Origin of the sequence: Dorea acetigenes (assembly GCF_025567385.1) — a bacterium.
GTDB lineage: Bacteria > Bacillota > Clostridia > Lachnospirales > Lachnospiraceae > Claveliimonas > Claveliimonas acetigenes.
On record NZ_JAOQJU010000004.1, the window covers coordinates 148,549 to 173,976 of the forward strand.

Annotated in this window: 24 protein-coding genes; all 24 read left to right on the forward strand. The window is 43.8% G+C overall.

The genetic code is table 11. The annotated features are described in order from the left end of the window. The first annotated feature begins 164 nt into the window (after positions 1 to 164). The 24 genes from OCV99_RS06325 to OCV99_RS06440 all read left to right on the forward strand — a co-directional run bounded on the left by OCV99_RS06325 (position 165) and on the right by OCV99_RS06440 (position 25,360). On the forward strand, positions 165 to 7,250 hold the full coding sequence (locus OCV99_RS06325; RefSeq protein ID WP_158369217.1) for an RICIN domain-containing protein: 7,086 nt from the start codon (positions 165 to 167) through the stop codon (positions 7,248 to 7,250). 125 nt (positions 7,251 to 7,375) lie between these two features. Further along, positions 7,376 to 7,780, forward strand: coding sequence for a hypothetical protein (locus OCV99_RS06330; protein ID WP_158369219.1), 405 nt, complete (start codon positions 7,376 to 7,378; stop codon positions 7,778 to 7,780). A gap of 150 nt (positions 7,781 to 7,930) precedes the next feature. Continuing rightward, positions 7,931 to 8,131: a hypothetical protein gene (locus OCV99_RS06335; RefSeq protein ID WP_158369222.1), complete on the forward strand. Its 201-nt coding sequence runs from the start codon at positions 7,931 to 7,933 to the stop codon at positions 8,129 to 8,131. A 340-nt stretch (positions 8,132 to 8,471) separates the two neighbouring features. Further along, entirely contained in the window at positions 8,472 to 8,930 is a 459-nt protein-coding gene (locus OCV99_RS06340; RefSeq protein WP_158369224.1) for a phage holin family protein, read from the forward strand. After that, entirely contained in the window at positions 8,923 to 9,774 is an 852-nt protein-coding gene (locus OCV99_RS06345; RefSeq protein WP_158369226.1) for an endolysin-like domain-containing protein, read from the forward strand. Before OCV99_RS06340 ends, OCV99_RS06345 begins: the two co-directional genes overlap by 8 nt. Positions 9,775 to 9,986: 212 nt before the next feature. Beyond that, entirely contained in the window at positions 9,987 to 11,057 is a 1,071-nt protein-coding gene (locus OCV99_RS06350) for a hypothetical protein (protein WP_262575033.1), read from the forward strand. Further along, positions 11,054 to 11,533 carry a hypothetical protein gene (locus OCV99_RS06355; RefSeq protein WP_158369229.1) on the forward strand — a complete coding sequence of 160 codons (480 nt, stop codon included), beginning with the start codon at positions 11,054 to 11,056 and terminating at the stop codon, positions 11,531 to 11,533. The genes OCV99_RS06350 and OCV99_RS06355 overlap by 4 nt, the downstream gene beginning before the upstream one ends. 168 nt (positions 11,534 to 11,701) lie before the next feature. Then, the gene (locus tag OCV99_RS06360; RefSeq protein WP_158369231.1) at positions 11,702 to 12,187 is read left to right on the forward strand and encodes a hypothetical protein; all 486 of its coding nucleotides are present in this window, start codon (positions 11,702 to 11,704) and stop codon (positions 12,185 to 12,187) included. 183 nt (positions 12,188 to 12,370) lie between these two features. Beyond that, positions 12,371 to 12,574 carry an RHS repeat-associated core domain-containing protein gene (locus OCV99_RS06365; protein ID WP_158369233.1) on the forward strand — a complete coding sequence of 68 codons (204 nt, stop codon included), beginning with the start codon at positions 12,371 to 12,373 and terminating at the stop codon, positions 12,572 to 12,574. 63 nt (positions 12,575 to 12,637) lie between these two features. Continuing rightward, positions 12,638 to 13,216, forward strand: coding sequence for a hypothetical protein (locus OCV99_RS06370; RefSeq protein WP_158369235.1), 579 nt, complete (start codon positions 12,638 to 12,640; stop codon positions 13,214 to 13,216). 122 nt (positions 13,217 to 13,338) lie between these two features. Next, positions 13,339 to 13,974 (forward strand): hypothetical protein, encoded by a 636-nt coding sequence (locus tag OCV99_RS06375; protein ID WP_158369237.1) that lies wholly within the window; start codon positions 13,339 to 13,341, stop codon positions 13,972 to 13,974. A gap of 79 nt (positions 13,975 to 14,053) precedes the next feature. Then, positions 14,054 to 14,851: an Imm44 family immunity protein gene (locus OCV99_RS06380; protein WP_158369239.1), complete on the forward strand. Its 798-nt coding sequence runs from the start codon at positions 14,054 to 14,056 to the stop codon at positions 14,849 to 14,851. Positions 14,852 to 14,987: 136 nt separating this feature from the next. After that, complete coding sequence (locus OCV99_RS06385; protein ID WP_262575037.1) at positions 14,988 to 15,287, forward strand: hypothetical protein; 300 nt, start codon at positions 14,988 to 14,990, stop codon at positions 15,285 to 15,287. After that, entirely contained in the window at positions 15,217 to 15,858 is a 642-nt protein-coding gene (locus tag OCV99_RS06390) for an RHS repeat domain-containing protein (protein ID WP_262575039.1), read from the forward strand. Before OCV99_RS06385 ends, OCV99_RS06390 begins: the two co-directional genes overlap by 71 nt. Further along, complete coding sequence (locus OCV99_RS06395) at positions 15,852 to 16,304, forward strand: hypothetical protein (RefSeq protein ID WP_158369245.1); 453 nt, start codon at positions 15,852 to 15,854, stop codon at positions 16,302 to 16,304. The genes OCV99_RS06390 and OCV99_RS06395 overlap by 7 nt, the downstream gene beginning before the upstream one ends. Before the next feature lie 186 nt (positions 16,305 to 16,490). After that, positions 16,491 to 17,312 carry a hydroxyethylthiazole kinase gene (thiM, locus tag OCV99_RS06400; RefSeq protein WP_158369247.1) on the forward strand — a complete coding sequence of 274 codons (822 nt, stop codon included), beginning with the start codon at positions 16,491 to 16,493 and terminating at the stop codon, positions 17,310 to 17,312. Further along, positions 17,299 to 17,940: a thiamine phosphate synthase gene (gene thiE / locus OCV99_RS06405; RefSeq protein WP_158369249.1), complete on the forward strand. Its 642-nt coding sequence runs from the start codon at positions 17,299 to 17,301 to the stop codon at positions 17,938 to 17,940. The genes thiM and thiE overlap by 14 nt, the downstream gene beginning before the upstream one ends. Before the next feature lie 7 nt (positions 17,941 to 17,947). Further along, positions 17,948 to 18,619, forward strand: coding sequence for an HAD family hydrolase (locus OCV99_RS06410; RefSeq protein ID WP_158369251.1), 672 nt, complete (start codon positions 17,948 to 17,950; stop codon positions 18,617 to 18,619). Next, positions 18,616 to 19,413, forward strand: coding sequence for a bifunctional hydroxymethylpyrimidine kinase/phosphomethylpyrimidine kinase (gene thiD, locus OCV99_RS06415; RefSeq protein WP_158369253.1), 798 nt, complete (start codon positions 18,616 to 18,618; stop codon positions 19,411 to 19,413). Before OCV99_RS06410 ends, thiD begins: the two co-directional genes overlap by 4 nt. A 94-nt stretch (positions 19,414 to 19,507) precedes the next feature. Then, positions 19,508 to 20,899 (forward strand): asparagine--tRNA ligase, encoded by a 1,392-nt coding sequence (asnS, locus tag OCV99_RS06420; protein ID WP_158369283.1) that lies wholly within the window; start codon positions 19,508 to 19,510, stop codon positions 20,897 to 20,899. Between the two features lie 17 nt (positions 20,900 to 20,916). Beyond that, the gene (vanR, locus tag OCV99_RS06425; protein ID WP_158369287.1) at positions 20,917 to 21,606 is read left to right on the forward strand and encodes a VanR-ABDEGLN family response regulator transcription factor; all 690 of its coding nucleotides are present in this window, start codon (positions 20,917 to 20,919) and stop codon (positions 21,604 to 21,606) included. Further along, positions 21,596 to 22,837 carry a sensor histidine kinase gene (locus tag OCV99_RS06430; protein ID WP_158369255.1) on the forward strand — a complete coding sequence of 414 codons (1,242 nt, stop codon included), beginning with the start codon at positions 21,596 to 21,598 and terminating at the stop codon, positions 22,835 to 22,837. Before vanR ends, OCV99_RS06430 begins: the two co-directional genes overlap by 11 nt. Further along, positions 22,743 to 23,798: a metallophosphoesterase family protein gene (locus OCV99_RS06435; protein WP_158369257.1), complete on the forward strand. Its 1,056-nt coding sequence runs from the start codon at positions 22,743 to 22,745 to the stop codon at positions 23,796 to 23,798. The genes OCV99_RS06430 and OCV99_RS06435 overlap by 95 nt, the downstream gene beginning before the upstream one ends. A gap of 2 nt (positions 23,799 to 23,800) precedes the next feature. Beyond that, positions 23,801 to 25,360 carry an ATP-binding protein gene (locus tag OCV99_RS06440; RefSeq protein WP_158369259.1) on the forward strand — a complete coding sequence of 520 codons (1,560 nt, stop codon included), beginning with the start codon at positions 23,801 to 23,803 and terminating at the stop codon, positions 25,358 to 25,360. Positions 25,361 to 25,428 lie beyond the last annotated feature (68 nt).

The window sequence follows — 25,428 nt, forward strand, 5'->3', positions numbered from 1 at the left end:
TGGAAACATTCATGTCAAGGACGAAATCTATTACAGCGGCCGGGCGGACGCCCGGGAGTCCTACCGGCCGTGCGCGCGCAGAATATTCCGGAGCCGGAAGAGGGGAGAACCGGCGCCGGAATCCCCAATACAGAAAATAAAATGAAAAAGAAAGGAAAGAAAAAATGAATACAAATGTAATAAATAAAACAAAAGAGGAGAAGATTCTCACTGAACAGAAGGAGAAGCGTAATGCCAATACTAAATACTTCCTTACGGAAAACCACGGAGGCATTGCTGCGGTTTATCCATATCCGGTTCATTTTGAAGAGGATGGAGAATGGAAAGAAATCGACAATACATTGCAGGAAGAAAATACGGAAGAAGCAGGCTATCAAAATAAAGCCTCCCACTTTAAAGTGAAATTTGCTAAGCATGGAAATTCCAAGAAGCTGGTATCTGTAAAGCTAGAAGAACACAAGATTTCCTGGGGCTTGGAGCCGGAGGAAAAAAACGCTGCAGAAGCGTCTCTCCGGAGCGTGGAAGAAACCGGAGGCGGAGAAACTGCCATCTTCCGTATTTACGGAGAAAAAGTGCCTTCCGCAGAGGAAGAAACGCAGGAATCTTCTCTGGCGAGTGATGGAGATGAAGCGATTGAGGAGCCCGCGGCAGGTTCCGGGGATACACCGCTTGCGGCACAGGAAGATACCGCAGCATGGAACCACAGACAGATGCAGATAGAACGCGCAAGAGGCGGAGGTATCTATGAAAATGTACGGGAAGGCATGGATCTGCAGTATATCCTGGAGGGTGAGCGTTTAAAGGAGAACATTATTCTCAAAAAGAAAGAAGCGGCGGCGATTCCGATTCGTTTTCGCATCCGCCATAAGGGACTCACTGTGGAACAGGAAGGACAGGGCAGTATCCGTTTCTGCGACAGCAAGAATCCGGAGAAGGAAATCTTCCGTATGGCAGCGCCTTACTTGTATGACCGGGCAGGCGGACAAAGCGGCCAGGCATCCTATCAATTGGAAACCGGGGAAAAGGACGAGACGGTGCTTACTATTAAATTAGACAGGGAATGGCTGGAAAGTGAGGAGCGTCAGTATCCGGTGACGGTCGACCCGGGTTTGGAGACGTCCAGGACGGTTTCCAATATCATGGATACTTTTGTGAGAGAAAAATATCCGTCCAGCAGTGCAGCGGGAAGCTGGGGGTCTTTTGTAGTAGGAAATAATTCTAGTTATGGAAAGTGCAGGGCGATGTTAAAGTTCAATACGCTCCCGGCAATTCCGGAAGGAGCTGTCATCTATGATGCGAATGTATGCATCTGGCAGTATGGATTTTCTGCTAATAACGGGCAGAGCTTCTATGTGGAGGCACATGAGATAAAAACCGGTGAGGCAGGAGAGTGGCATAGCAGTACAGCAACCTGGAACAAACAGCCGGAATATGAGGCGGAAGTGCTGGATTTTGCAAAGATGGAAAATGTGGAAGCGCAGAGCGTAATTGCTCCAAAGCAGTTTCATGTGACGAAATTAATTCGTAAGTGGTATGAAGGAAACAATTATGGGATTTTACTGAAGGCGCAGAGCGAAGACGTTTTGGCAGACGCCCGGTTTGTAGCAAGCGAGTATGCGGTGGGAGACGGAACCGGAATCACCAGCTCTATGTTCCCGGCGGGAACGATTTATTATCGGGATTCCGTAGGGATCGAGGACTACTACAGCTATCACGAACAGAACGTCGGAAGGGCAGGAACCGTCCATGTCAATGATTTTAATGGAAATCTGGTGTTAGTCCATCCGGATACCCAGTTTACTGGGAATCTGTTCCCGGCAGGACTCTCTCATGTCTACAAGCTTTCCAATCGGAAGATAGACAAGAGCCTGGGGCTGGGATGGAGATTAAGCGCGCACCAGGAGCTTCTGGGGACAGGAATTCAGGATTATCCTTACCGTTACATTGATGAAGACGGCACCAGTCACTATTTCTATAAGGATACGACGGATAATAATAAATGGAAGGACGAAGATGGGCTGGGGTTTGTAATTACCCAAGTTTCCTCCGGTGATACGGAGAGTTACCGAAAGATTGAGACAAAAGATAAGACAGTTCTGACCTTCCGGCAGGATGGTTATCTGTCGAAGGAGACGGACCCCAATGGAAATACAATTACCTATACTTATACCAATATAGGTGGAAAGAATTGCCTGACAAAGATTACAAATGCGGCGGGCAAGACGATTTCTCTGCAGTATGGCACGGACGACAGGCTTCAGTATCTCTTCGATGAGGCGGGAAGAAGGTTCCTTTTCACTTATGAAGATGATAACCTGAAGAGTATTACTTACCCGGATGGGAAGACGAGCCGTTACGGGTATGATGTGGGAAGCCGCGCGAATGTGCTTAAATATGTAAAAGCGCCGGACGAATATGAGATGGAATATGATTTCGTGAGTGACTGCGGCACGGTTCGTGTATCTCATATCAAGGAGAAAAAAGGACAGAAGACCGGGCAGGAGATTCATATTACCTACAAAGACGGAAATATGACCGTGTTCGAGGAGCCGGGATTGGATGGGATGCTGTCAGGTCTGGCAGAAAATACCGGAGACGCTTCCTTAGATAACCGCATCTATACTTATCAGTTTGACAGCAGCGGACGCCCTACCTGTATTTGCGATCAGGATGGAAATGCGGCAAGTTACGGATATTTTAAGGAAGGGCAGAAAAACAATAAGCTGAGCAGCCAGGGTTCCACCATGAAGCCGGTCTTAAACCGTCTGATGAATACCCGGTTTGAGGATGGATTGAACAACTGGCAGTTATACGGAGGAACCAGTTCTCAGATCCAGGTGGTGTCCGGAAATAAGCTGGGATATGTGGGCGATAAATCGGTCAAGGTTGTAAGGACAGAATCGGGTTCCGGCGAGCTGGGTGTTCTTCAGACGATTCAGCTGGAAGAAGGGAAGACTTATACAGTCTCTGCTTACATGAAGGCAGATTCCATAACGGCAGGTTCGGATGGGAAGCTGGGGTTGATTGTCAGGGCGTTAAATAATGCAGGCAGTTGGGAGACGCTTGCGGAGTCGGATGGCGTCAGAGAGAAAACGGACGCAGGCATTGACAATGGCTGGAGACGGGACCAGGCGGTCTTTACGGTAAAGGCAGGAACTAATTATCAGTATCTGGTGGTAATCGGAGGATTCTTCCGTGCAGCAGGAACCGGGTATATGACCTGCTTCCAGTTAGAAGAAGGCAATGTAGCAAATCCATTTAACATGATGGAAAATGGTGATTTTGAATATGCGGCTTCTTCCGGCTCTATGGATCCGGCAACTTTCACCGGACTGCTTACCAGCAGCAGTTGTGCAGACGGCAGAGTACAGGGAACCACAGGAAAGAACGGAAACTGCCGGTATGGAACTCATTCCCTCCACATTTACGGGCAGCCAGGTAAGCGGAAAGGATTCTGGAAACGTATTCTTGTAAATGGAGATGAAACGGATGTATTCTCTGTTAGCGGCTGGGCAAAAGGGAAAGCCGTACCCGGCAAAGAATTCGGATTTACGGTAGGATTTGAGTACACGGACGGAACCTATAAATGGAGCAGCATTCCTTTCAACCCCTATATATCCGACTGGCAGTTTGTGAATCAGTCAATTTCACCGAACGACCAGGTTAGTGATACCGCGAAGAAATACCGCGCTATTCATTTCCATATCTATTATGGGGATAATGCTAACGATGTTTACTTTGACGGAATCCAGCTTATGCGAGATGACGGAGAGAGTTATGTCTATGATGATGACGGTAATCTGATTTCTGCAAAATCTGCGGCAGAGAAGGCAGGCTTTGCTCATGACAAAAATGGGAACTTAAGCAAAATGTCTGATATTACGGGGACATCTTTTGAGTATGGTTACGATACAAAACAGAATTTAAAACGAGCCGCAAGCTCGGAACAGTTGGTCTACCAATTCGAGTATGACAGTAAAGGCAACCCGGTTCGCACCCATGCCTACGGGGATAAACGCCGCGGGGCAGTACTGGCGGAACGACTCTATTATATCCGGGAAAAGGTATCCGGGAAATATCTAACCGTGCCAAATAGCAGCACAGCCAATGGCACGGCAGTGCAGCTACAGCCATTCAGCAAGAGTAATAATCAGAAATGGAAAGTGGTGGATATGGAGGCGGGCTATTATGTTCTCCTGCCAATGCACAATACCTCGCTGGCACTGGATGTTTATAACGGCAACGACGGTGATGGTGTGAAGGTACAGATCTACACCAGGAATAACCGGGATTCCCAGAAGTTCAAGCTACTCTCCCAGTGGAGGGGCGAGTATCAGATTGCAGCGAAATGCAGTAAGGATAAGAGGGTTCTCACCAATGCGGAGAATACCACCAGCGCAGGGGCGTTAATCACCACCTGGGGAGCCAATGAGGCTTACGACCGGCAGAAATGGTATTTTGAGCCGGCGGATTGGCCCGTAATTTCTGATGAACCGGAGGATGGCAGTATCTTTGCGATTCGTGCAAGGCACAGCGGGCAGTACCTGGACGTGCCGGGAGGATATCAGACGGAAGGACTGGGTCTTCAGCAGTATTACAATAATGGCAGTGAAGGGCAGAGTTTCTATTTTCAGAAAGAAGAGGGAACCAGTAACTATTCCCTACATCCTTTGTGCGCGCCGGGAATGGCGCTGACAAGGATTGCAAACGATTCCGGCATTAACAGACCGGCAATCGTATTGCAGACTTATTCCGGCACGAACCAGGCGCAGAAGTTCCAGTTCGTAAAGGTAGGAGATGTCTATGCCATCTATAACCCACAGTCTGCAGAAGGTATGGGAATTGTAGGAGGTGCAGAGAACTCCGTGGGCAGCGGTGCAAGAGTCGTGACAAATGGAGGAGACATCTCCACTTATGCAGACAATAAACTGTTCCTTCTGGAAAACCGTGGGAAGCAGATTGCATCTTCCATGACTTATACGGCGGACGGAAGGCAGGTAGCTTCTGTGACAGACGCCAGGGGATACACTACGCGGAATACCTATGACAGTGCCGGAAGGCTATTAACGAGTGTGACGGACGCCAGGGGAAATAAGACCGAGTATACGTATGAGGCTGCCAATGACCGCCTGAAGAGTGTGAGCATGGCAGTGAACGGGCAAAGGATCAGCAATACTTACACCTATGATAATTCCGACCGCCTGAGCAGTATCAACCACAATGGAACGGTCTGCTCCTACGAATATGATGACTTCGGCAACAAGGCAAAGGTAAAAATAGGCGACACGGCGTTGGAAAGTTATACGTACCTGCCCAATAATGGACCGCAGAAGACCCTGACTTATGCAACCGGCGAGACGTTCGAGAACGCCTACGATAATGACTTTCGCCTGATTTACCGCACGCTGACGGACAGCGCCGGGAAAAAGAGCATCCTGGACTGGAATACTTACGATGCTTATGATAAGCTCCTGCGCCATGAGGATCGAGTGCAGAATATAACTTACAATTATCAGTATGACCTGATCGGACGCCTGACGGCAATGGATACCAGCAAAACCCAGAAGCTGCGCCTGTCCTATGATAATAAAAACCGGTTGGAGAAGATTGTGAGCCAGATCGGAGGAAGTACAAAGACGACAGGCTATATTTATGGAAATGTAAGCGGCGGGGAGAAGCCGGGGCTGATGTACGGAATGCGCGTGGACAACTACCGGAGGAGTTATCTGTTCTATGACCAGATGTCCAGGTTAAAGGAAAAAAGAATCGCCCTCGGAGCAGGAAAGAACTACTATACCAGTTATACTTATGTGAAGGGACAGAAAGACTGGCAGACGACGACCCTGCCGGAGAGCATTAAAAACGGAAGCAATACCCTCACTTATAGTTACGATGCAGTGGGAAATATCACACGGATCCAGGAAAATGGCGTGAATAAGGCGTACTATAGTTATGATCCGCTGGGCAGGCTGACATTGGAAGATAATCTGTGGTTAAATAAAACATTCCGCTACTATTACGACGCAGGAGGAAATATCCTGTCAAAGGAAGAATATGCAAGGGGAGCATCAGGGACGGAGAAAAAAAGCATCTCCTATACCTATGGAAACAGCCAGTGGAAAGATCAGCTGACAGAATATGACGGCTATTCGATCCTCTATGACAGAATGGGGAATCCGGTTACCTATCGTAATGGCTGGAAAATGACCTGGGAGAGAGGACGGCTGCTGAAATCTGTTTCCCTGACGCCTTACAGGATCACCTATGATTATAATGCAGACGGTAAAAGGGTAAAAACCCAGGTTTATCAGAGTGAACAACTCAAAAAGGAGAGTGAATACTTCTGGAATGGCGATCAGATTGTGGCGATCGCAGATAACGGTAAGCTGCTACAATTCACCTACGACCAGGATGGGAATCCGTTCTCTATATCACAGGGAAGTAATACTTATTACTACCTCTACAATCTTCAGGGGGATGTAATTGGTTTGATTGACAGTGAAGGGACGCAGGTGGTAAGCTATCAGTATGATACCTGGGGAGTCCCGGTGTCCACGACGGATACTACCAGTATGAAGATTGGTACGCTGAATCCGTTCCGCTACCGTGGATACTGTTATGACGAAACGACAGGATTCTATTACCTGGGAAGCAGGTACTATGACCCGGTAGTTGGAAGGTTCGTCAATGCTGATGATGTGGATGTGCTGGGAGTGGAGAAAGATCTGCATGACAAGAATCTGTATGCCTACTGTGATGATAATCCGGTGAATAGGTCTGACAAAGAGGGCGATGTATGGCAATTGGCGCTGGCGGGCGGGGGAACATTAGCAGTAGAAGCTGGATTTTCCATGAGCGCTCTGGGGAGTGCAGTTATGGCTGGACTAGGAGCAATAACGCCGGTTGGCTGGGTCGTGATTGCGATAGGTGCTGCCGTGGTAGGTGGGAGTATTGCATACTCTAAAGCAAAGTCAAGGTACCGTCGAGAAGAGAAGAAAAAAGTACAACCCCAAGAAGAAAAAAAGGTAAAGGAGCGAAGCAAGCTTCCGCCGGGGAAACGTAAAAGGTATAAAACCAGAAAGCAAGCAGAGCAGGCAGCGAAAAGAGAATTGCGGAAAGTAAACAGAAGTAGAAAAACAAAAAAACAGGTTTTAAGGAATGAGCGGCATGTAGGTAGTAAAAACACTCAACCACATTTTCATCCTGGAGAAAGTCATGATCATTATTATTACCCGAGACGTTATTACTAGGATTATATAGTGATGAAGAATTAATGGTTATAGAATTACTATAACCATTAATTCTTAAGAAGCAAAGAGGTGTGAAAGTGAAAAAATGAGATGTTTTATAGTCTAAGGTGAAGGAGAAAAGCAGCATGAATAGTAATATTGAAGAAGAAATTGTTGATAGTTACTATCAGAAAAGATGCAGAGAAAGAATTAAATGGGAATTAAAGACACCAAGAAGAAGAGATGATGGAATCTGGAAGATGCGCTTAAAAAAATATTTGGACGAAGATAAAATGCATCATTTGGAATATCTTTCGATAGAACAATTAAAGAAAAAAATATTGAAGTTAGGAGGGAAGGAGACCGCATATTTAATTTCAATATATTTTGTCGGAGAAATTAATATTGCTGAAGGAATCGAAAAGGCACGCAATGATGATATGGGATGTATTTTATATTTTGGAAATGGTATAGGGTATTATCATGAAGGTGAACTGGGAAAAAATCCGCCAGAATTTTTAATGTTGAATGAAGTGAACGATAAGAATTAGAATTTCTTTATGGCGAAAGATGGACAGTAGTCATTGAAAGGGGAAAATTTATATGGAAGATATGGAAAAAGAACTCATAAAAAAATTTGTAAAAAAATCTAAGCAAGAAAGAATTCTTTGGGAATTGGGTTCACCTAAAAAAGGGAAGAGATGATAAAGTATCTTTTTGAATTAAGCGCTGCTTCGGATGTCTATTATATGGGGGAAAGTTATATCGGACATTTATTTTTGGAACAGGCGGCGGAAATAGGAGTTGTCTGTATTATTTATTGTGGAAAAGGAATTGGCTATTATCAGGGAGAACCAGGGTATGGAGCTCCACCAAGATTTATGTTATTAGCAGAAAAGTAAAGTTGGTTAGAAACAGGAAGTGGCCGCCACAATCCGGCTGCTTCCTGTTTTCATACTAATATAGGAAATTCCTGTGGATTTCCTATATCACAAAATGCTCCGCAGGATGCGCACGATGTGCAAAGGAAGGCTGCTTGTAGCAGCCGCACATCGGCGCCGCAAAGCGGAGCAAGGTCTGCATTTCATTTCGGTCGGTGCTAAGCGGACATCTGCAAGATGTCCAGCACCCCTCAAGGATTGAGGAATATAGGGAGTTCAAGGCAGACTTGTCCGCTTTGTTTTTCAGTATGTAAGGTGAGTTGCCAATGGCAGGTCATCTGCAAGAAAGAAGGTGAGAAATATGAGACAAATATTTATGGCTATAAACGGTATTGTAGGCGGTATCATCGCCGCCTGCTTCGGCGGCTGGGATACGGTACTGCAGACGCTGGTGTTATTTATGATAATTGACTGGGTTACCGGAGGAATTCTTCTTCCGGCGGTATTTAAGAAAAGTCCGAAGTCAGAAAATGGTGCGCTGGAGAGCCATGCGGGGTGGAAGGGGCTATGCAGAAAATCTATGATGCTGCTCTGTGTGCTGATAGCAGTCCGGCTGGATCTGTTGATGGGGACAGGCTATTTGAGGGATGCGGTGTGCATTGGGTTTATTGCAAATGAAGCCCTGTCTATTGTAGAAAATGCAGGACTTATGGGTGTGCCGCTGCCGGGCAGTTTGAAAAGGGCGGTGGATGTACTGCAGAATAAAAGTATGAATCTGAACGGAAATTGTGAAAGAAAAGAGGTGAGAGAGAATGAATAAAACAGAAAATGCGGCAGCATTTATGACAAGGATAGCAAATGACGCTTCTCATGGATATGATCAGCTTTACCGATGGGGCGAGAAGGGAGACTATGACTGTAGTTCGCTGGTGATTACTTCCTGGCAGAATGCCGGGGTTCCGGTGAAGAACGAAGGAGCGTCCTATACAGGAGATATGTATACGGTGTTTTTAAAGAAAGGCTTTCAAGACGTGACAAAGAACTGTAATCTTGCCACAGGAGGTGGCATGAAACGGGGAGATGTCCTGTTGAATCATGTACACCACACGGCAATGTATCTTGGAGATGGAAAGATTGCACAAGCATCTATGAATGAAAAGGGAACGGTTACAGGAGGGCAGCCGGGCGACCAGAAGCAGCTTTGGGGACAGAAGGGAGAGATTAATATTTGCGGATATTATAATTATCCCTGGGATTGTGTGCTGAGATATAAGGAAAACCTGGTGGGTGCGGACGAGGAGGCCCATGCGGGTAAGGGTGGAGCCCTTGTGATCGACGGCTCCTTTGGTCCTGCGACTGTAAGACGTACCCAGCAATTCCTTCATACAACACAGGACGGAAGAATCAGTAACCAGCCTTTGGAGAACAAGAAATATCTGCGTGCGGCAGATACAGGCTGCTGGGAATTTAAGATAAATGGCTATCGGGCAGGTTCCGAGGCAGTCCGGGGAATGCAGAAGCTGTTTGGGGCGAAGACTGACGGCTGGTTCGGAAAGAAATCGATTCTGTGTATGCAGGGATTTTTAGGGACAACGCAGGATGGTTCCATGGGGTCTGAGACAGTGAAAGTGTGGCAGAGGTATTTGAATAAGATGGAGGCTTAGGATGATAGGCCAATAATTACTGGAACGACAATCTGTTCTCCGTGTCACTGGGAAATGCTACTTACTATTACCTTTACAATATCCAGGGAGATTATAATTGGTTTGATTGACAGTGAAGGGACACTGGTAGTAAGCTATCAGTATGATACCTGGGGATCCAGTGTCCAAGACGGAAAAAACATAGATAGTATTTTTATCAGGGAGTGAATAAAGTGCATATATGGTATTTAGAAAACTGGAAAGAATGGATCGATTTAACTAAAGATAGTCATAGAAGTGGGTTACGGATGCGGTTTGACGCAGAAGTAGATATTCAAGTAAAAGAAGTGTGCAAAAATTTTGCAAAATGGTTAAGAAAGGAATTCTTTTTTCCTATTAGAGTTTATGTATATATAAAAGCACTTTATCGAATTAAAGCAAGAGATGGGGAGTTTGTTGTGGGGACTTTTCTTTGGCCGGCGGATTATGATACGGAACCGCATATAAGAATTGCGGCAGGTGATTATCAGGAATTAAAGAAAAAAAGAGGAGAAGAAGAGGCGATGTGGGCAATATTGGAAAGTATTGCCCATGAATTAACACACTATTTTCAGTATGTTAATGGTATTTCTTTGACGAAAATGGGGGAAGAAAGACAGGCCACAATGTATTCGGATTATATATTAAGTGATTATGATGAATATTTAGAAAAGGGAAAAGTGGTAAAAAGTAAAAAAGATATTTGGAAAAGTTATAGATGGGAAGAAAATATTAATTTTGAAAAAAGAAGCTCAAAGATGGGAATGCAGTTAAAATTTGATTCTGAAATAGATAGTGAAGTACGTAAAGTCTGCAAGGCATTTGCTGCATTTTTACGGAAGGAGTACTTTTTTCCGATAAGACTTCAGGTTTGTGTAAAGAAGACTTCAGAAATTATTGATGCGGATGGAAACAAAGTAATCAGCACATTACAGAAAAATGAAGACGATTATACTATTCAACCGCGTATATTTGTGGCAGTAGGAAAATATGCAAAATTTTGTAGTAAATGGGGCAGAGAAGAAGCTTTGAAAAATATTTTGATTACAATAGGGCGTGAGTTGACTTATTATTTTCAATGGATTAATGCTGTTGAGCTGACTCCGGTTGGTAAAAAGAGACAGGCAACCAGGTATGCAAGGAAAGTTGTAAATGAGTTTATTGAAGCCGATAAGCAAAAAAGCCGAGAAACCAGCCTAGACCGCACCACCCAAGTAAAAGAGGACACAGAAAATATTGATATGAAAGGGAGTAAGTTGTTTTGAGAAGGTTATGGGAATGTAAAGATTGGAGTGCTTTTTTAGATACTGATTGCAGAAAAGGAATAAGATTACGTTTTGATAAAGCAGTGGATAAAGAAGTAAGGCGGGCTTGTAAAGAATATGTTTTCTGGCTCAGAACACAATATGATTTCCCGATGCGGGTACCAATTTACTTTAAAGCATCAAAACAAGTGATTACGTCAACAGGAGAAAAAGGTTCAGCTCTTTTTTTCGGACCTTATGATAAATCTATAGAGCCATATATAAAAGTTTCGGTGGGGGATTATCAGGAGTCATTGGAGAGAGTCGGAAAAGATAATGCGTTGGCTGGAATCTTACATTCAATTACCCATGAACTTTCACATTACTATCAGTGGATCAAAGATTATGATATAGATATAGAAAAGAGTGAACGTCAGGCAAAATATTATGCGACAGTAATTGTTGAGGATTATGCAGAAACACGAGAGCATCCATAGAAAGAGTTGTCATTAAGCTAATCCTGTTTTGTATCCCTATAACCAGGCGCAGCAATTGGAGGAACAGTCGGAGCCGTTATAGGCGGTGGTTCTGGGTATGCAAAATACAAGGATTTTGGAATAGAAAAGGTTCACATCCGGTTGCTCGCTGGAGAATATGGGGGAAAGATGGAAATGATAAAAAAGCAGATGGATTTTAATGTGCAGCAAGAAATCATACAATGGGAAGAACAGTGTTGGATACTTTTTCAACAAAAAATGGGATTTTTTCGGCAAAAAGTTGAAGAGGAAGGCTTAGAATTGGTTTTAGAACAGTACTGGTACAATGATTATGAAAAGCAATTTATAGAAAGTCCTGAAAGAATAAAGTTTCTCCCTGGCTATACCTATTGTTGTCGGTTTTCTATTCGAAAAGACGGGCAGATATATGAATATAAAGGAGATGATGAAGATCTTGCTTGGTATATTTGTAGATTCGTTGAAATAAAAAATAAGCTTTGGCTTCCTCAAATATGGTATCGACATGGCGTTTTTCAAAGAAAAAAGCTTTATGTGGAAATGAAATTTGAAGAAGAATTTGATGACGAAGAAATACAGGAGACGGTAGAAGAATATTTAGAGGATATAAAGAAAGGAGATTATATGATTCCTTAATTAGGATTTGACAGAGAGCTTAAAACGCGTGACCGTTCTCGTTACTGATTTTTGTTTGGAGGTGGCGAGGGCGGTTTTTATAATCAGCAGTACATTTTAATATTATCCTGTCAGCGGGTGATTTGATAAGATAAAAATAAGGAATAGAGATACTGTAGAAAAAACAGTGAAAATACTGCTGAAATGACAACCAAATCGCGGCAATCCAAGACTGCGATTAGCTATCAGTATGATACCTGGGGAATCCCGGTGTCCACGACGGATATTACCAGTATAAAGATTGGTACGCTGAACCCATTCTGTTACCGTAGATACTGCTATGATGCAGAGACGGGACTGTATTATCTGGGAAGCAGGTACTATGACCCAGTGACTGGAAGGTTATAATCTGTATGCTTATTGTGATAATAATCCGGTAAATTTGTAAAAACAGGGAGGAAAATAAAGACTATGAAAATTGAAATAAAAAATGGAGATTGGGTAAAAGGGTATCATGCGGGATATTATCAAGTAGTAGGGTTTGGAGCCAGTTATGCGTTTGAAGATGTTGGTACGTCCAAAAAAGGAGAAAAATGTTCTACGTTAGCAAATTTAAAACAAGGTTTTACGTCAAAAATGAAATTTAAATTAGGAGCAGATGCAGTAGCGCTCGAATGGTTAAAACCAGTGTCAGAGGAAGTTTTACGTCAAATTGAAGATTATTGGAAAGAGAATCCTGAAAAAAAAGAAATATTTGACAGATGGCAAGTAGTTGAACAATTAGGAGATTTATGGTATCAATTGAACATTTATGAAGAGGGTATTGAATTTTGGCAGGAAAAAACGATGAATCTGCCGAAAAAAATTAATTATCAGCAATTTGCAGCGTGGTTTGATAAGACAATGATGGATTATGGGAAATTGTATGATGACAAAAAAAGCCGAAGAAGAAAAAAATTGTGTTTTGTATCGACAAAGGTAATCCCAGAAAGCGTTTCTTTGGGAAAAGTCCCATTGTATGAGCATCCTATTATGATTGTTGGTGATTAAAAAGATTTACCAATCCGATTTGGACCCTTGTCTACGGGGATAATATTGGATGATTCGTTATCAAAGCTAGAATCAGTATTAAAAAGATCAAACTTAAATTTAGTAGAAAGGAAAAATGGAATATGAATTCTAAAGCAAAAATTAACGAATGGACATCTGCGTTGGGGTATGATGGAGAAGAGGTACATGTAGGAGATTGGGTTAAGACGAAAATGTATAAAGGTTATTATAGAATAGTAGGATTTGAACCGTTTTATCATACTGTAGACAGACCGAGTGTTAATATAAGAAGAGGTGAATTTGTAGGTGTTCAAGTTAAAATGGAGCAGGTATTTACAGCTACTATGAAATTAAAATTGGGGATAGAAATAATGGCAATTGAATGGGTACAAAAGATTTCGGATGAAAAAAGAGTTGAGATTGAAACATTTTGGAAAGAACATCCAAAAGAACGCGAGAAATATGAAAAATTTGTAGTTGGAAAAGAACTAGGGAATGAATGGTGGGATTATTCGTGGTATCCGGATGAAGTGGAATATTGGAAAGAAGAAATATTGAAAAATTCGAAGAAGTTTACTCATGAACAGTTTCTTGCGTGGCTTAGAAAAACCAATAAAGCATGTTGTGAATTTTACGAAGACAAAAAATTGAAAGGTAAAAAAAATCAATATTACATTACTATTGATTTAATTGATGAAGATATTGAGGTGGGAAAGACCCCAATGTTTCATAATCCAAGAATACTATTTGGGAAGTAGATGTAGTTTAATAATAAAGATGGTTTGTATTTAATCCTTATTGTTGGAATAAGCAGCAACAAAGGAACAGGTAATAAAAATGAAGTTTTTTTTAAGTTTTGAAGCGTACGGAAAAGGTGCAAGTATTCTTTCTGATTTTCTTGGACAATATACAGAATTGTTGAATCAGTCATTAAATAGAAAAAATTATGGAGAAGAGCTTACAGAAATTGCTATTATATCCACGTGTATGCCGGATTCGGACACGTGGTATCGCGAAAGGTCGCTTTTTATAAGGAAGGATAAGAGCGCCGATATCCGTTTGCATATCAATTATAAAAGTATATGTAGGGCGAGTGCTTACCGGAGAAATAGGATATATCAGGAGCATTTGATTCAGTCAATAGAAACTTTGCGCCGTAAGGTCAGTAAGCAATTTGATTTTGAACGATTGATTTCAGATGTAAAAGAGGTACTGAATATTGCGCTGGGGAATAAAGCATGGACAGAAAAAAATATAGTTTCATTGGAGCAAGTGGAAAAAGATGATGTTATATATAGCTGGGATGAAATGAAACAAGAAAAAAGTCTGGGAAGATGTATAGATTCATGCACAAGTAATGTAAAGGAAATTATCGAAATTAAGATTTCAGGAGATAATTTTATATGTTCTGCAAATGATATGCTTTATGTACTAGAAAAAGGATGGGTTGAAGTGAATGAAATCCATCAGTATGATTTGATTAAGACAGGATTTGGCTCTTATGTTCGGATAGAAAAAATGAATAAAGAAATTTTTGAAGATGGTATAAAGTTACCACGAATAAAATTGGAAAAAGCGAATATAATGTTAATTTCTGAATCAGGTGTGTTATTAAAAGAAGCGTTTGAAGGATAATTATAAAGATAGGAAATTGCGTATGGGTGTTTGCTTTTTCTGACTTAAAGAAAAAAACGGATGATGGATAAATTTCTATTTTCAGAAAGAAGCAGGAACCAGTAACTATTCTCTACATCCTTTGTGCGCGCCGGGAATGGCGCTGACAAGGATTGCAAACGATTCCGGCATTAACAGACCGGCAATCGTATTGCAGACTTATTCCGGCACGAACCAGGCGCAGAAGTTCCAGTTCGTAAAGGTAGGAGATGTCTATGCCATCTATAACCCACAGTCTGCAGAAGGTATGGGAATTGTAGGAGGTGCAGAGAACTCCGTGGGCAGCGGTGCAAGAGTCGTGACAAATGGAGGAGACATCTCCACTTATGCAGACAATAAACTGTTCCTTCTGGAAAACCGTGGGAATCAGATTGCATCTCTGTCCGATCCTCTATGACAGAATGGGGAATCCGGTTACCTACCGTAATGGCTGGAAAATGACCTGGGAGAGAGGATGGCTGCTGAAATCTGTTTCCCTGCCGCCATGTAGGATCGTCTATGATTATAATGCAGACGGTAAAAGGGTAAAAACCCAGGTTTATCAGAGTGAACAACTCGAAAAGGAGATTGAATACTTCTGGAATGGCGATCAGATTGTGGCGATCGCAGATAACGGTAAGCTGCTACAATTCACCTACGACCAGGATGGGAATCCGTTCTCTATATCACAGGGAAGTAATACTTATTACTACCTCTACAATCTTCAGGGGGATGTAATTGGTTTGATTGACAGTGAAGGGACGCAGGTGGTAAGCTATCAGTATGATACCTGGGGAGTCCCGGTGTCCACGACGGATACTACCAGTATGAAGATTGGTACGCTGAATCCGTTCCGCTACCGCGGATACTGCTATGATGAAGCGACAGGATTCTATTATCTGGGAAGCAGGTACTATGACCCGGTGATTGGAAGGTTCGTTAATGCCGATGATGTGGATGGGCTGGGAGCGGAGCAGGTGCAGTGGTAATAGCATGTGGTGTTGCGGCACCAGCAATGTTAGGCGTTGCAGCGGTAACGGTTGCAGCGGGTGTATTGACAAGTGCAAATGGAGTGTCTGACAGGAGGCAAGAAAATATGAGAAAGTTAATTGTCAAAAGGAATAAATCTAGAGTAGGAATATGGATTAAATATTGGTGTGTTATTGATGGATCATTAACAGAATGTAAAAAAATATTTGGGACGGAGAATAGATGCAGCGGTGAATTTTATCCTATTGCAAATGGAGAGATACTTGAAATTCCCATAGAAAATAAAGAATATAATTTTTTTGTCATGGCACAAACATCAACAGGACTTATTTATAGTAATGAAGTGATTATAGAGCAAGGAGAAGAAAATGTAGTTTATGAAATAGAAACTCGATATAGTTTTATTAGAGGTAGCAAGCTATATATAAAAAAGATTATTGATTAAAGGATGGTTACAATGCCTTCATATCGGGTTATGGATTTATGTGGCGATAAAAAAGCATCAGGAGAAAAGAAAAAATTCTGAATAGGAAGCGAAAAGAGCGAATGTACTTTGAGACAAATATTTATGGTAATAAGTCTTTTTTGTAGTATAATGTGACTATTGATAAAATACTAGGAGGAGTTAGGTATGTTAGGCACATATATTGAAAATGTAAGGAAATGCGTGCCGCTTGTGCACAATATTACGAATTATGTTACGGTGAATGATGTGGCAAATGTATTGCTGGCTTGTGGCGGAAGCCCGATTATGTCGGATGAGCCGGAGGATGTGGCTGAGATTACTGCTATCTGTGGTGGATTGAATATTAATATCGGGACGTTGAATAAGAGAAGTATTGAGAGCATGTTTACGGCCGGAAAGAAAGCGAATGCTCTGAATCACAGAGTTCTGCTGGATCCGGTGGGCGCGGGAGCCAGTACACTGCGGACGGATACAGCGTTGAAATTAATGAAGGAAGTGAAATTTGATGTTATCCGTGGAAATATCTCTGAGATTAAGACGCTTGCCCGGGGAAGCGGAACCACAAAGGGAGTGGATGCGGATGTAGCTGATGCTGTGACAGAGGAAAATCTGGAAGATGCAGTGCGGTTTGCTAAGAGATTTGCGGAAAAATCTGGGAGTGTTGCTGCTATTACAGGTGCGATTGATCTTGTGGCTGACAGTGAAAGGTGCTATGTTATCCGCAATGGGCGCCCGGAGATGGGGAAGATTACAGGTACGGGATGTCAATTGTCCGGCATGATGACAGCGTTTCTTGTGGCGAATCCGGATCATATGCTGGAAGCTGCTGCCGCTGCTGTCTGCACCATGGGGCTTGCGGGAGAAATTGGATTTAGCCGGATGCAGGAAGGGGATGGAAATTCCACATACCGTAATCGGATTATTGATGCGATTTATAATATGGATAAAGATACATTAGATAAAGGAGCAAATTATGAGGTGCGATAAGAAGGATTTACTACTATATGCGGTGACAGACAGAAGCTGGCTTGGAGGGGAGACTCTGTACAGTCAGGTGGAAAAAGCGCTGAAGGGCGGAGCCACATTTGTTCAGCTTAGGGAAAAAGAGTTGGATGAAGGACGGTTTCTAAACGAGGCACGGGAAATAAAAGAACTATGCAGGAAATATCAGGTGCCTTTTGTAATTAATGACAGTGTGGAGATTGCGCTGGCAGTGGATGCAGATGGAGTTCATGTAGGGCAAAGTGATATGGAGGCAGGAGATGTAAGGGCAAAGCTCGGACCGGATAAGATTATTGGCGTGTCTGCCCAGACAGTGGAACAGGCGGTGCTTGCTGAGAAGCGGGGAGCGGATTACTTGGGTGTGGGAGCTGTTTTCCCTACTGATTCTAAGGCAGACGCCAGGGAAGTAGATCATAAGATTTTGCGGGCTATCTGTGAGGCGGTGCATATTCCGGTTATTGCCATTGGCGGAATCAGTAAGGAAAATGTGATGGAGCTTGCGGGAAGCGGAGTATGCGGCATTGCTGTTATCAGCGCCATTTTTGCTCAGAAAGATATCGAAGCGGCTGCGGCACAGTTGAGAGAATCCACAGAGAAGATGGTGGAGGTATAAGAAAGATATGATAAAAGGAGCTATCTTTGATGTGGACGGTACACTCTTAGATTCTATGTTTATTTGGAAAGATGTAGGAATTCGCTATGTAAGAAGCCGGGGAATAGAGCCGGAAGCGAATCTGAGTGAGGTTTTGTTTCCTATGACATTGGAGGAAGGCGCCGCCTATGTGATGCGGCGGTATGGTCTGAAAGAAAGTATAGAACAGATTGTACAGGGCATCCTGGATATGGTAAGAGATTTTTATTACTATGAAGCACAGCTAAAAGACGGGGCGAAAGATTTCCTGCAGGCAATGGATGAAAAAGGGATTCCCATGGTGGTGGCAACTTCCAGTGAACGGGATCAGATTGAACATGCTTTTAAACGGTTGGAGATACTGCACTATTTTAAGAGAATATTTACTTGCACAGAAGTAGGAGTTGGGAAAAGAAAGCCAGTTGTTTATAAAGAAGCGGAAAAGTTTCTTGGAATAGAAGCGAAAGAAATTTATGTCTTTGAAGATGTGATACATGCCATACGAACAGCGAAGACAGCAGGCTTTCAGACAGTGGGTCTATACGACAGTTCCAGTGAAGCTGTTCAAAAAGAAATAAAGGAGACTGCGGATATTTATCTGGGAAATCTGAAAGATTTTCAGAAATTCTGGACTTACGTGGCGAAAGGAAGAGAGAGATGAAGACAGCATTAACAATTGCGGGAAGTGATTCCAGCGGAGGCGCGGGAATCCAGGCGGATATTAAGACGATGCTTGCAAATGGCGTGTATGCCATGAGTGCGGTTACTGCTTTGACGGCACAGAATACGACGGGAGTGGCAGACATTATGGAAGTGACACCGGAATTTTTAGGAAAGCAGTTGGATAGTATTTTTACGGATATTTATCCCGATGCAGTGAAAATAGGGATGGTAGCATCTGCTCCGTTGATTTGTGTGATTGCAGATAAACTGAAAGAATATAAAGCAGAAAATATTGTGGTGGATCCGGTTATGGTTGCTACCAGCGGTTCAAGGCTGATTGGTAATGAAGCAATCCATACGCTGAAGGAGCGGCTTTTTCCGCTGGCAGCAGTTCTTACGCCGAATATTCCGGAGGCAGAAGTGCTTGCACAGATGGAGATTAAGAAAGAGGAAGATATGATCCGGGCAGCGGAGAACATTAATAAGAACTATGGATGTGCCGTGCTCCTGAAGGGCGGTCATCAGCTAAATGACGCCAACGATCTTCTCTGTCATGACGGTTCTTTTCGGTGGTTTTACGGAAAACGTATTGAAAATCCTAATACGCATGGGACAGGATGTACTCTTTCCAGCGCCATTGCATCCAATCTGGCAAAAGGGTTCTGCCTGGACGTAGCAGTAGAGCGGGCAAAGGCATATATTTCAGGGGCTCTTGAGGCAATGCTGGATCTTGGCAGAGGAAGTGGTCCGATGGATCATGGCTTCGGTCTTCAGGGGGAATTTTTAAGATAACTTTTAAAAAAGGGAAGCTTATGTTATACTGTCATTATACTGTATGTCAGAGCATACGCGGACGAAATTAGAGAAAGAAAAGGAGCTTATCGGTATGGATTTGATTACAATCAGAGAATTATACAAAAACAGAGAAGAATATCTGGATAAGAAGGTGACTGTCGGAGGCTGGGTGCGCAGTATCAGGGATTCCAAAACTTTTGGATTCATTGTGGTGAATGACGGGACATTTTTTGATCCGCTTCAGGTGGTATATCATGACAAGATGGACAATTTTGCTGAGATTTCCAGGTTGAACGTAGGAGCTGCAATTATAGTTACGGGAACACTGGTTGCTACGCCTCAGGCAAAGCAGCCATTTGAGATACAGGCAGATACGGTGGAAGTGGAAGGTGCTTCTGCGCCGGATTATCCTTTGCAGAAGAAACGGCATAGTTTCGAATATCTCAGGACAATTTCTCATTTGAGGCCGAGAACGAATACTTTTCAGGCGGTTTTCCGTGTGCGTTCTCTGACGGCTTATGCAATCCATAAGTTTTTCCAGGAGAGAGGTTTTGTATACGTGCATACACCGCTGATTACCGGAAGTGACTGTGAAGGGGCGGGAGAGATGTTCCGGGTTACTACGTTGGATATGGAGAATCTGCCGAAGAACGAAGATGGAAGTATCGATTATACGCAGGATTTCTTTGGGAAAGAGACGAACCTTACTGTGAGCGGGCAGCTAAACGGCGAGACTTATGCCCAGGCATTCCGCAATATTTACACTTTCGGACCTACTTTCCGCGCGGAGAACTCTAATACGACGAGACATGCGGCGGAGTTCTGGATGATAGAGCCTGAGATGGCATTTGCAGATCTGGATGATGACATGATGCTGGCGGAGGCTATGCTGAAGTATGTGATAGGTTATGTGCTGGAACAGGCGCCGGAGGAAATGAATTTCTTCAATTCTTTTGTGGACAAGGGGCTTTTGGACAGGCTTCATAATGTAGTTTCTTCTGATTTTGCAAGAATAACATATACAGAGGCAATTGAGCTTCTTGAGAAAAATAACGACAAATTTGAGTATAAAGTGTCCTGGGGAGCAGACCTGCAGACAGAGCATGAGCGTTATCTGACGGAAGAGGTTTTCAAACGCCCGGTATTTGTAACCGATTATCCGAAGGAAATTAAGGCATTCTATATGAAGATGAATGACGATAACAAAACGGTTGCCGCAGTGGACTGCCTGGTGCCGGGAATCGGAGAGATTATCGGAGGAAGCCAGAGAGAGGATGACTATGATAAGCTGCTGGGACGTATGAAGGAGCTTGGGCTTAAGGAAGAAGATTATGGCTTCTATCTCGACCTTAGAAAGTACGGTTCCACACGCCATTCCGGTTTTGGTCTTGGATTTGAAAGATGCGTGATGTATCTGACCGGAATGGGGAATATCAGAGACGTAATCCCGTTCCCGAGGACTGTGAATAACTGTGAATTATAAGAATGAAAGAGAGTAGTATGAATATATTAGTAGTAGACGATGAGAGAGAGATTGCGGATGTAATCGAACTGTATCTTCAGAATGACCAATATACGGTGTACAAATTTTATACCGGGCAGGATGCACTGGACTGCGTGAAGGAGCGGAAGATAGATCTTGCAATTTTGGATGTTATGCTTCCTGATATAGATGGATTCCAGATTCTTAAGAAAATCAGAGAAAAATATACATTTCCGGTGATTATGCTGACGGCTAAGACAGAATACATTGATAAGATTACGGGTCTTACTATGGGCGCGGACGACTATATTCCCAAGCCTTTTAATCCACTGGAGCTGATTGCAAGAGTGAAGGCGCAGCTGCGCCGGTATACTCAGTATAATGACGGTGGGAAGGAAACAGGTGATGTGATTGATTTCGGCGGATTGTTCCTGAATCGTACTTCCCACGAATGTATTTATAATGAAGTGTCCCTGACGCTGACGCCTATAGAATTTGATATTCTGTGGCTGCTTTGTGAGAATCGGGGAAAGGTCATAAGCTCGGAAGAGCTTTTTGAAAAGGTATGGCATGAACAGTATTATAAAAACAGCAATAATACGGTAATGGTACATATCAGGCACCTGAGAGAGAAGATGAGTATTCCGACCGGCAAGACGGATTTCATCAAAACAGTGTGGGGAGTAGGGTATAAGGTTGAAGAATAATTATCGGAAACTGAAATTTAGTATTCTATTGCAGACAGTGCTGGTGACTGCGCTGACTGTACTTGTTGGCGGCTTTCTTCTGAATTATGTGATTGACGGCATTTATAATGACACCTTTGCAAATGCATTCGTGAAGGTGATGATGGCCTTTCATATGGAAGAACAGACCGCCATTGATTTATATTGGCAATTAATCGGAGATAATAAGATTTTTTTTATGATTTTGGGATTTCTGCTGCTCTTCGCACTGTTTTTCTATGTGGCGCTTTCTAAGATGACAACCTACCTGGATCAGGTGGGGGATGGAATTGAGAATATTCTGTCTGAGTCAACGGAGCCGATTCATCTGATTACAGAATTGAAGCCGATTGAAATCCGGTTAAATGAAATCAAAGCGACGATTAAGCGTCAGGAGCTGGAGGCGGTGGAAAGTGAGAAGCGCAAAAATGACCTGGTTCTTTTCCTTGCTCATGATCTGAAGACGCCGCTTACTTCTGTGGTAGCATATCTGACGATGCTGGACAGTCATCCCGACATGCCGGTGGAGGAGCGGGCGAAATATACGCACATTTCCCTGGAGAAGGCAATCCGGCTGGGAGAACTGATTAACGAATTTTTTGATATAACGAAATTTAATCTTCAGAACATGGAGCTGGAGCCGGTGGAACTGAATCTGACCATGATGCTGGAGCAGATTGCGGATGAATTGTACGGCGTGCTTCAGGAGAAGAAACTGACCTGCGAGGTAGAAGTCCAGGAGAACCTGGAGGTATATGGAGATCCGGACAAGCTTGCAAGGGTATTTGATAATCTTCTCCGTAATGCCATTGCTTATTGCTATGAAGGAACGACAATCCGGATAGAAGCACATGAAAAGCGAAGAGATGTGGAGATTATATTTACGAATGAAGGAAAGAAGATACCGGGTTCTAAATTACAGACAATTTTCGAGCGTTTCTACCGCCTGGACAATTCGCGTTCCACGGAAACCGGAGGCGCCGGACTTGGACTTGCGATTGCAAAAGAGATTGTGGAGCTGCATCATGGCAGAATTATTGCCAAAAGCGACGAATCCTATACCCGGTTTATTGTAACACTGCCATCCAGGGATAAGCAGGAGGGAGGAGAAAATCAGCATGAAGTTCATACACGTCGCAGACGTCCATTTGGGGGCAGAACCGTACGCTGGAAGAGAGTACAGCGCAAAGAGGAGCCGGGAAATCTGGAATAGCTTCCGACGGGTGGTAACTCTGTGTGAAGAAGAAAAGACGGATTTGCTTTTGATTGCGGGAGATCTCTTCCACAGACAGCCGCTTCGGCGGGAACTGAAGGATGTGGCATATTTATTTGCGGGACTTACGAAAACGCAGGTAGTACTCATTGCCGGGAATCATGATTATATAAAGAAGGGTTCTTATTATCAGGGCTATTCCTGGAGCAAAAATGTACATATGATTTTGAGCCGGGAACCGGAGAAGATTGTTCTGCCGGATATCGACACGACGGTGTATGGGCTGAGCTATCATAGCAGAGAGATAGAGGTTCCCCTTTATGACAGGATTGTGCCGGAGGGGAACACGAAGTATCATATTCTGCTTGCCCACGGCGGCGATGAAAGGCATATACCCATAAAAATAAACAATTTAATTGACAAAAGATATGATTATATTGCACTTGGACATATTCACAAACCTCAGGAGTTAGTCCCGGGCAGGGCGGCATATGCGGGGGCGCTGGAACCTATAGATAAAAATGATACCGGAGCACATGGATTTATAAAGGGAGAAATCACGGAGGAAGGTTGTGAGATTGCATTTGTACCTTTTGCATTAAGGGAATACGTCCATATGGATGTGGAAGTCAACCGGGAGATGAGCGGATTTGAACTGCGCAGCAAAATCTGCGGGCAGATCGAGCAGCGGGGTGTGCAGAATCTGTATAAAATTACGCTTACAGGCAGCAGAGATCCGGAAGTCGCCTTTGACCTGGAGGATATGGATACCCTGGGGAATATTGTCGAGATTACGGACCAGACGAAACCGGCGTACGATTTTGAAAAACTGTGGAGACAAAACCGGGATAACCTGATTGGCAGATATATCGAGAGTTTTGCAGAATGTCCGCAAGATGGCATAGAATATCAGGCATTGTGTGAAGGAATTCGTGCAATAATGGAGACGAAGAGGACATAGGCATGGAGATTAGAGAACTGGAGTTGAATAATTTCGGCAGGTTTACAGAGAAAAGGGTAAATCTGCAGGGAGGAATTCAGTTATTATATGGAGAGAACGAAGCCGGGAAGTCGACCGTTCACACGTTCATCAGAGGTATGTTGTTTGGAATGGAACGGGGGCGGGGAAGAGCTTCTGTGAATGATACCTTCAGCCGTTACGAACCCTGGGAGAATCCCAATTATTATGCAGGTGTGATGATATTTGAATGTGGAGGAAAACGGTTTCGGCTGGAGAGACATTTTGATAAATACCAGAAGGGTGCACGGCTGGTTTGTCTGGAGGATGGAGAGGAATTGTCGGTGGCAGACGGAGATTTGGAGATGCTGCTTTCCGGACTTGATGCCGCCGGATACGGAGACACCTACGATATCGGGCAGCTTCGGGCAAAAACCAGCCAGGCGCTGGCGGACGAATTGAAAAATTATGCTACCAATTATTATATGACCGGAGATGGTGAGATTGATTTGGCGGCAGCACAAAATGCGCTGCTGGCACGCCGGAAAGAGATAGACCGGGAAGAGAAGCGGATGATGGAAGAACGGCAGGTGCAAAGGGAGAAGTTGGAGCAAGAGGCATCCTATGTGTGGCGGGACATGCACAGGCTGGAAGAAGAGCTTGAGGACGTAGAGGAAGCAATTGCCTGCAGGGAAAAGCGGGAGAAGGAAGGCCGTGAAGCACAGGGACGGGAGAATAAAAGAATGATTGATGAAATCCGGCCGTCGAAATGGCGGATACATCCTCTGGAGGTTATCGGAATCCTGGCAGTTATCATAGCCGCTTTCCTCTTTGTGCCGAAGCCGTGGAACGCCTTTCTTACAATTGTTATCGCTCTCGCCGGAGGAATTTATGTGTGGAACCGTCTGAAGGAAAGTAAAAAAAAGGCGAAGACGCCGCCGGAAATTATTCTGGAAGAAATCACGCCGGAGGAAGAGAAAGCATCAAAAGAACAACTTTTGTGGGAGCGCGCCCATGTGAGCAGTGAGTGGAAGGAAAAGCAGATAGAATATGAGAATATGCAGGAACAGATGGAAGAATTGGCGGAGCTTCCCCAGGATTACCAGGAGCATGACCGCAGGCGGGCAGCTGTTACGATGGCAATGGAAAGGCTGGAAGAATTATCTGCAGATATACAGAAACAGATGACGCAGGAACTGAACCGACGGGCGTCTGAAATTATAGAAGAGATAACGGGAGGCAGGTACCATCGGCTTGTGGCGGATGAAAGCCTGCATATGAGTTTGATAAAGGCCGACCGAAAGATCGGGATGGAGCGGGTAAGCCAGGGGACATTGGAGCAGATTTACTTTGCGCTGCGTATGGCAGTGGGGCAGATGTTGTATGGCGGGGAGTATCCCATTATCCTGGATGACACATTTGCATTCTATGATGATGTCCGGCTGGAAAACACACTTAGATGGCTTGCCAGGCAGGAGAATCAGATTCTGCTCTTTACATGCCAGAAGAGGGAAGAACAGCTTATGAAGAAGATGGGAATCTCTTGCAAATTCCGGCTCATCTGACCACGCATTCCGCTAAGAGCTGATCAGTCTTTCCGGATGTAACTGAACGCGTTTCCGCTTCAGCTGAT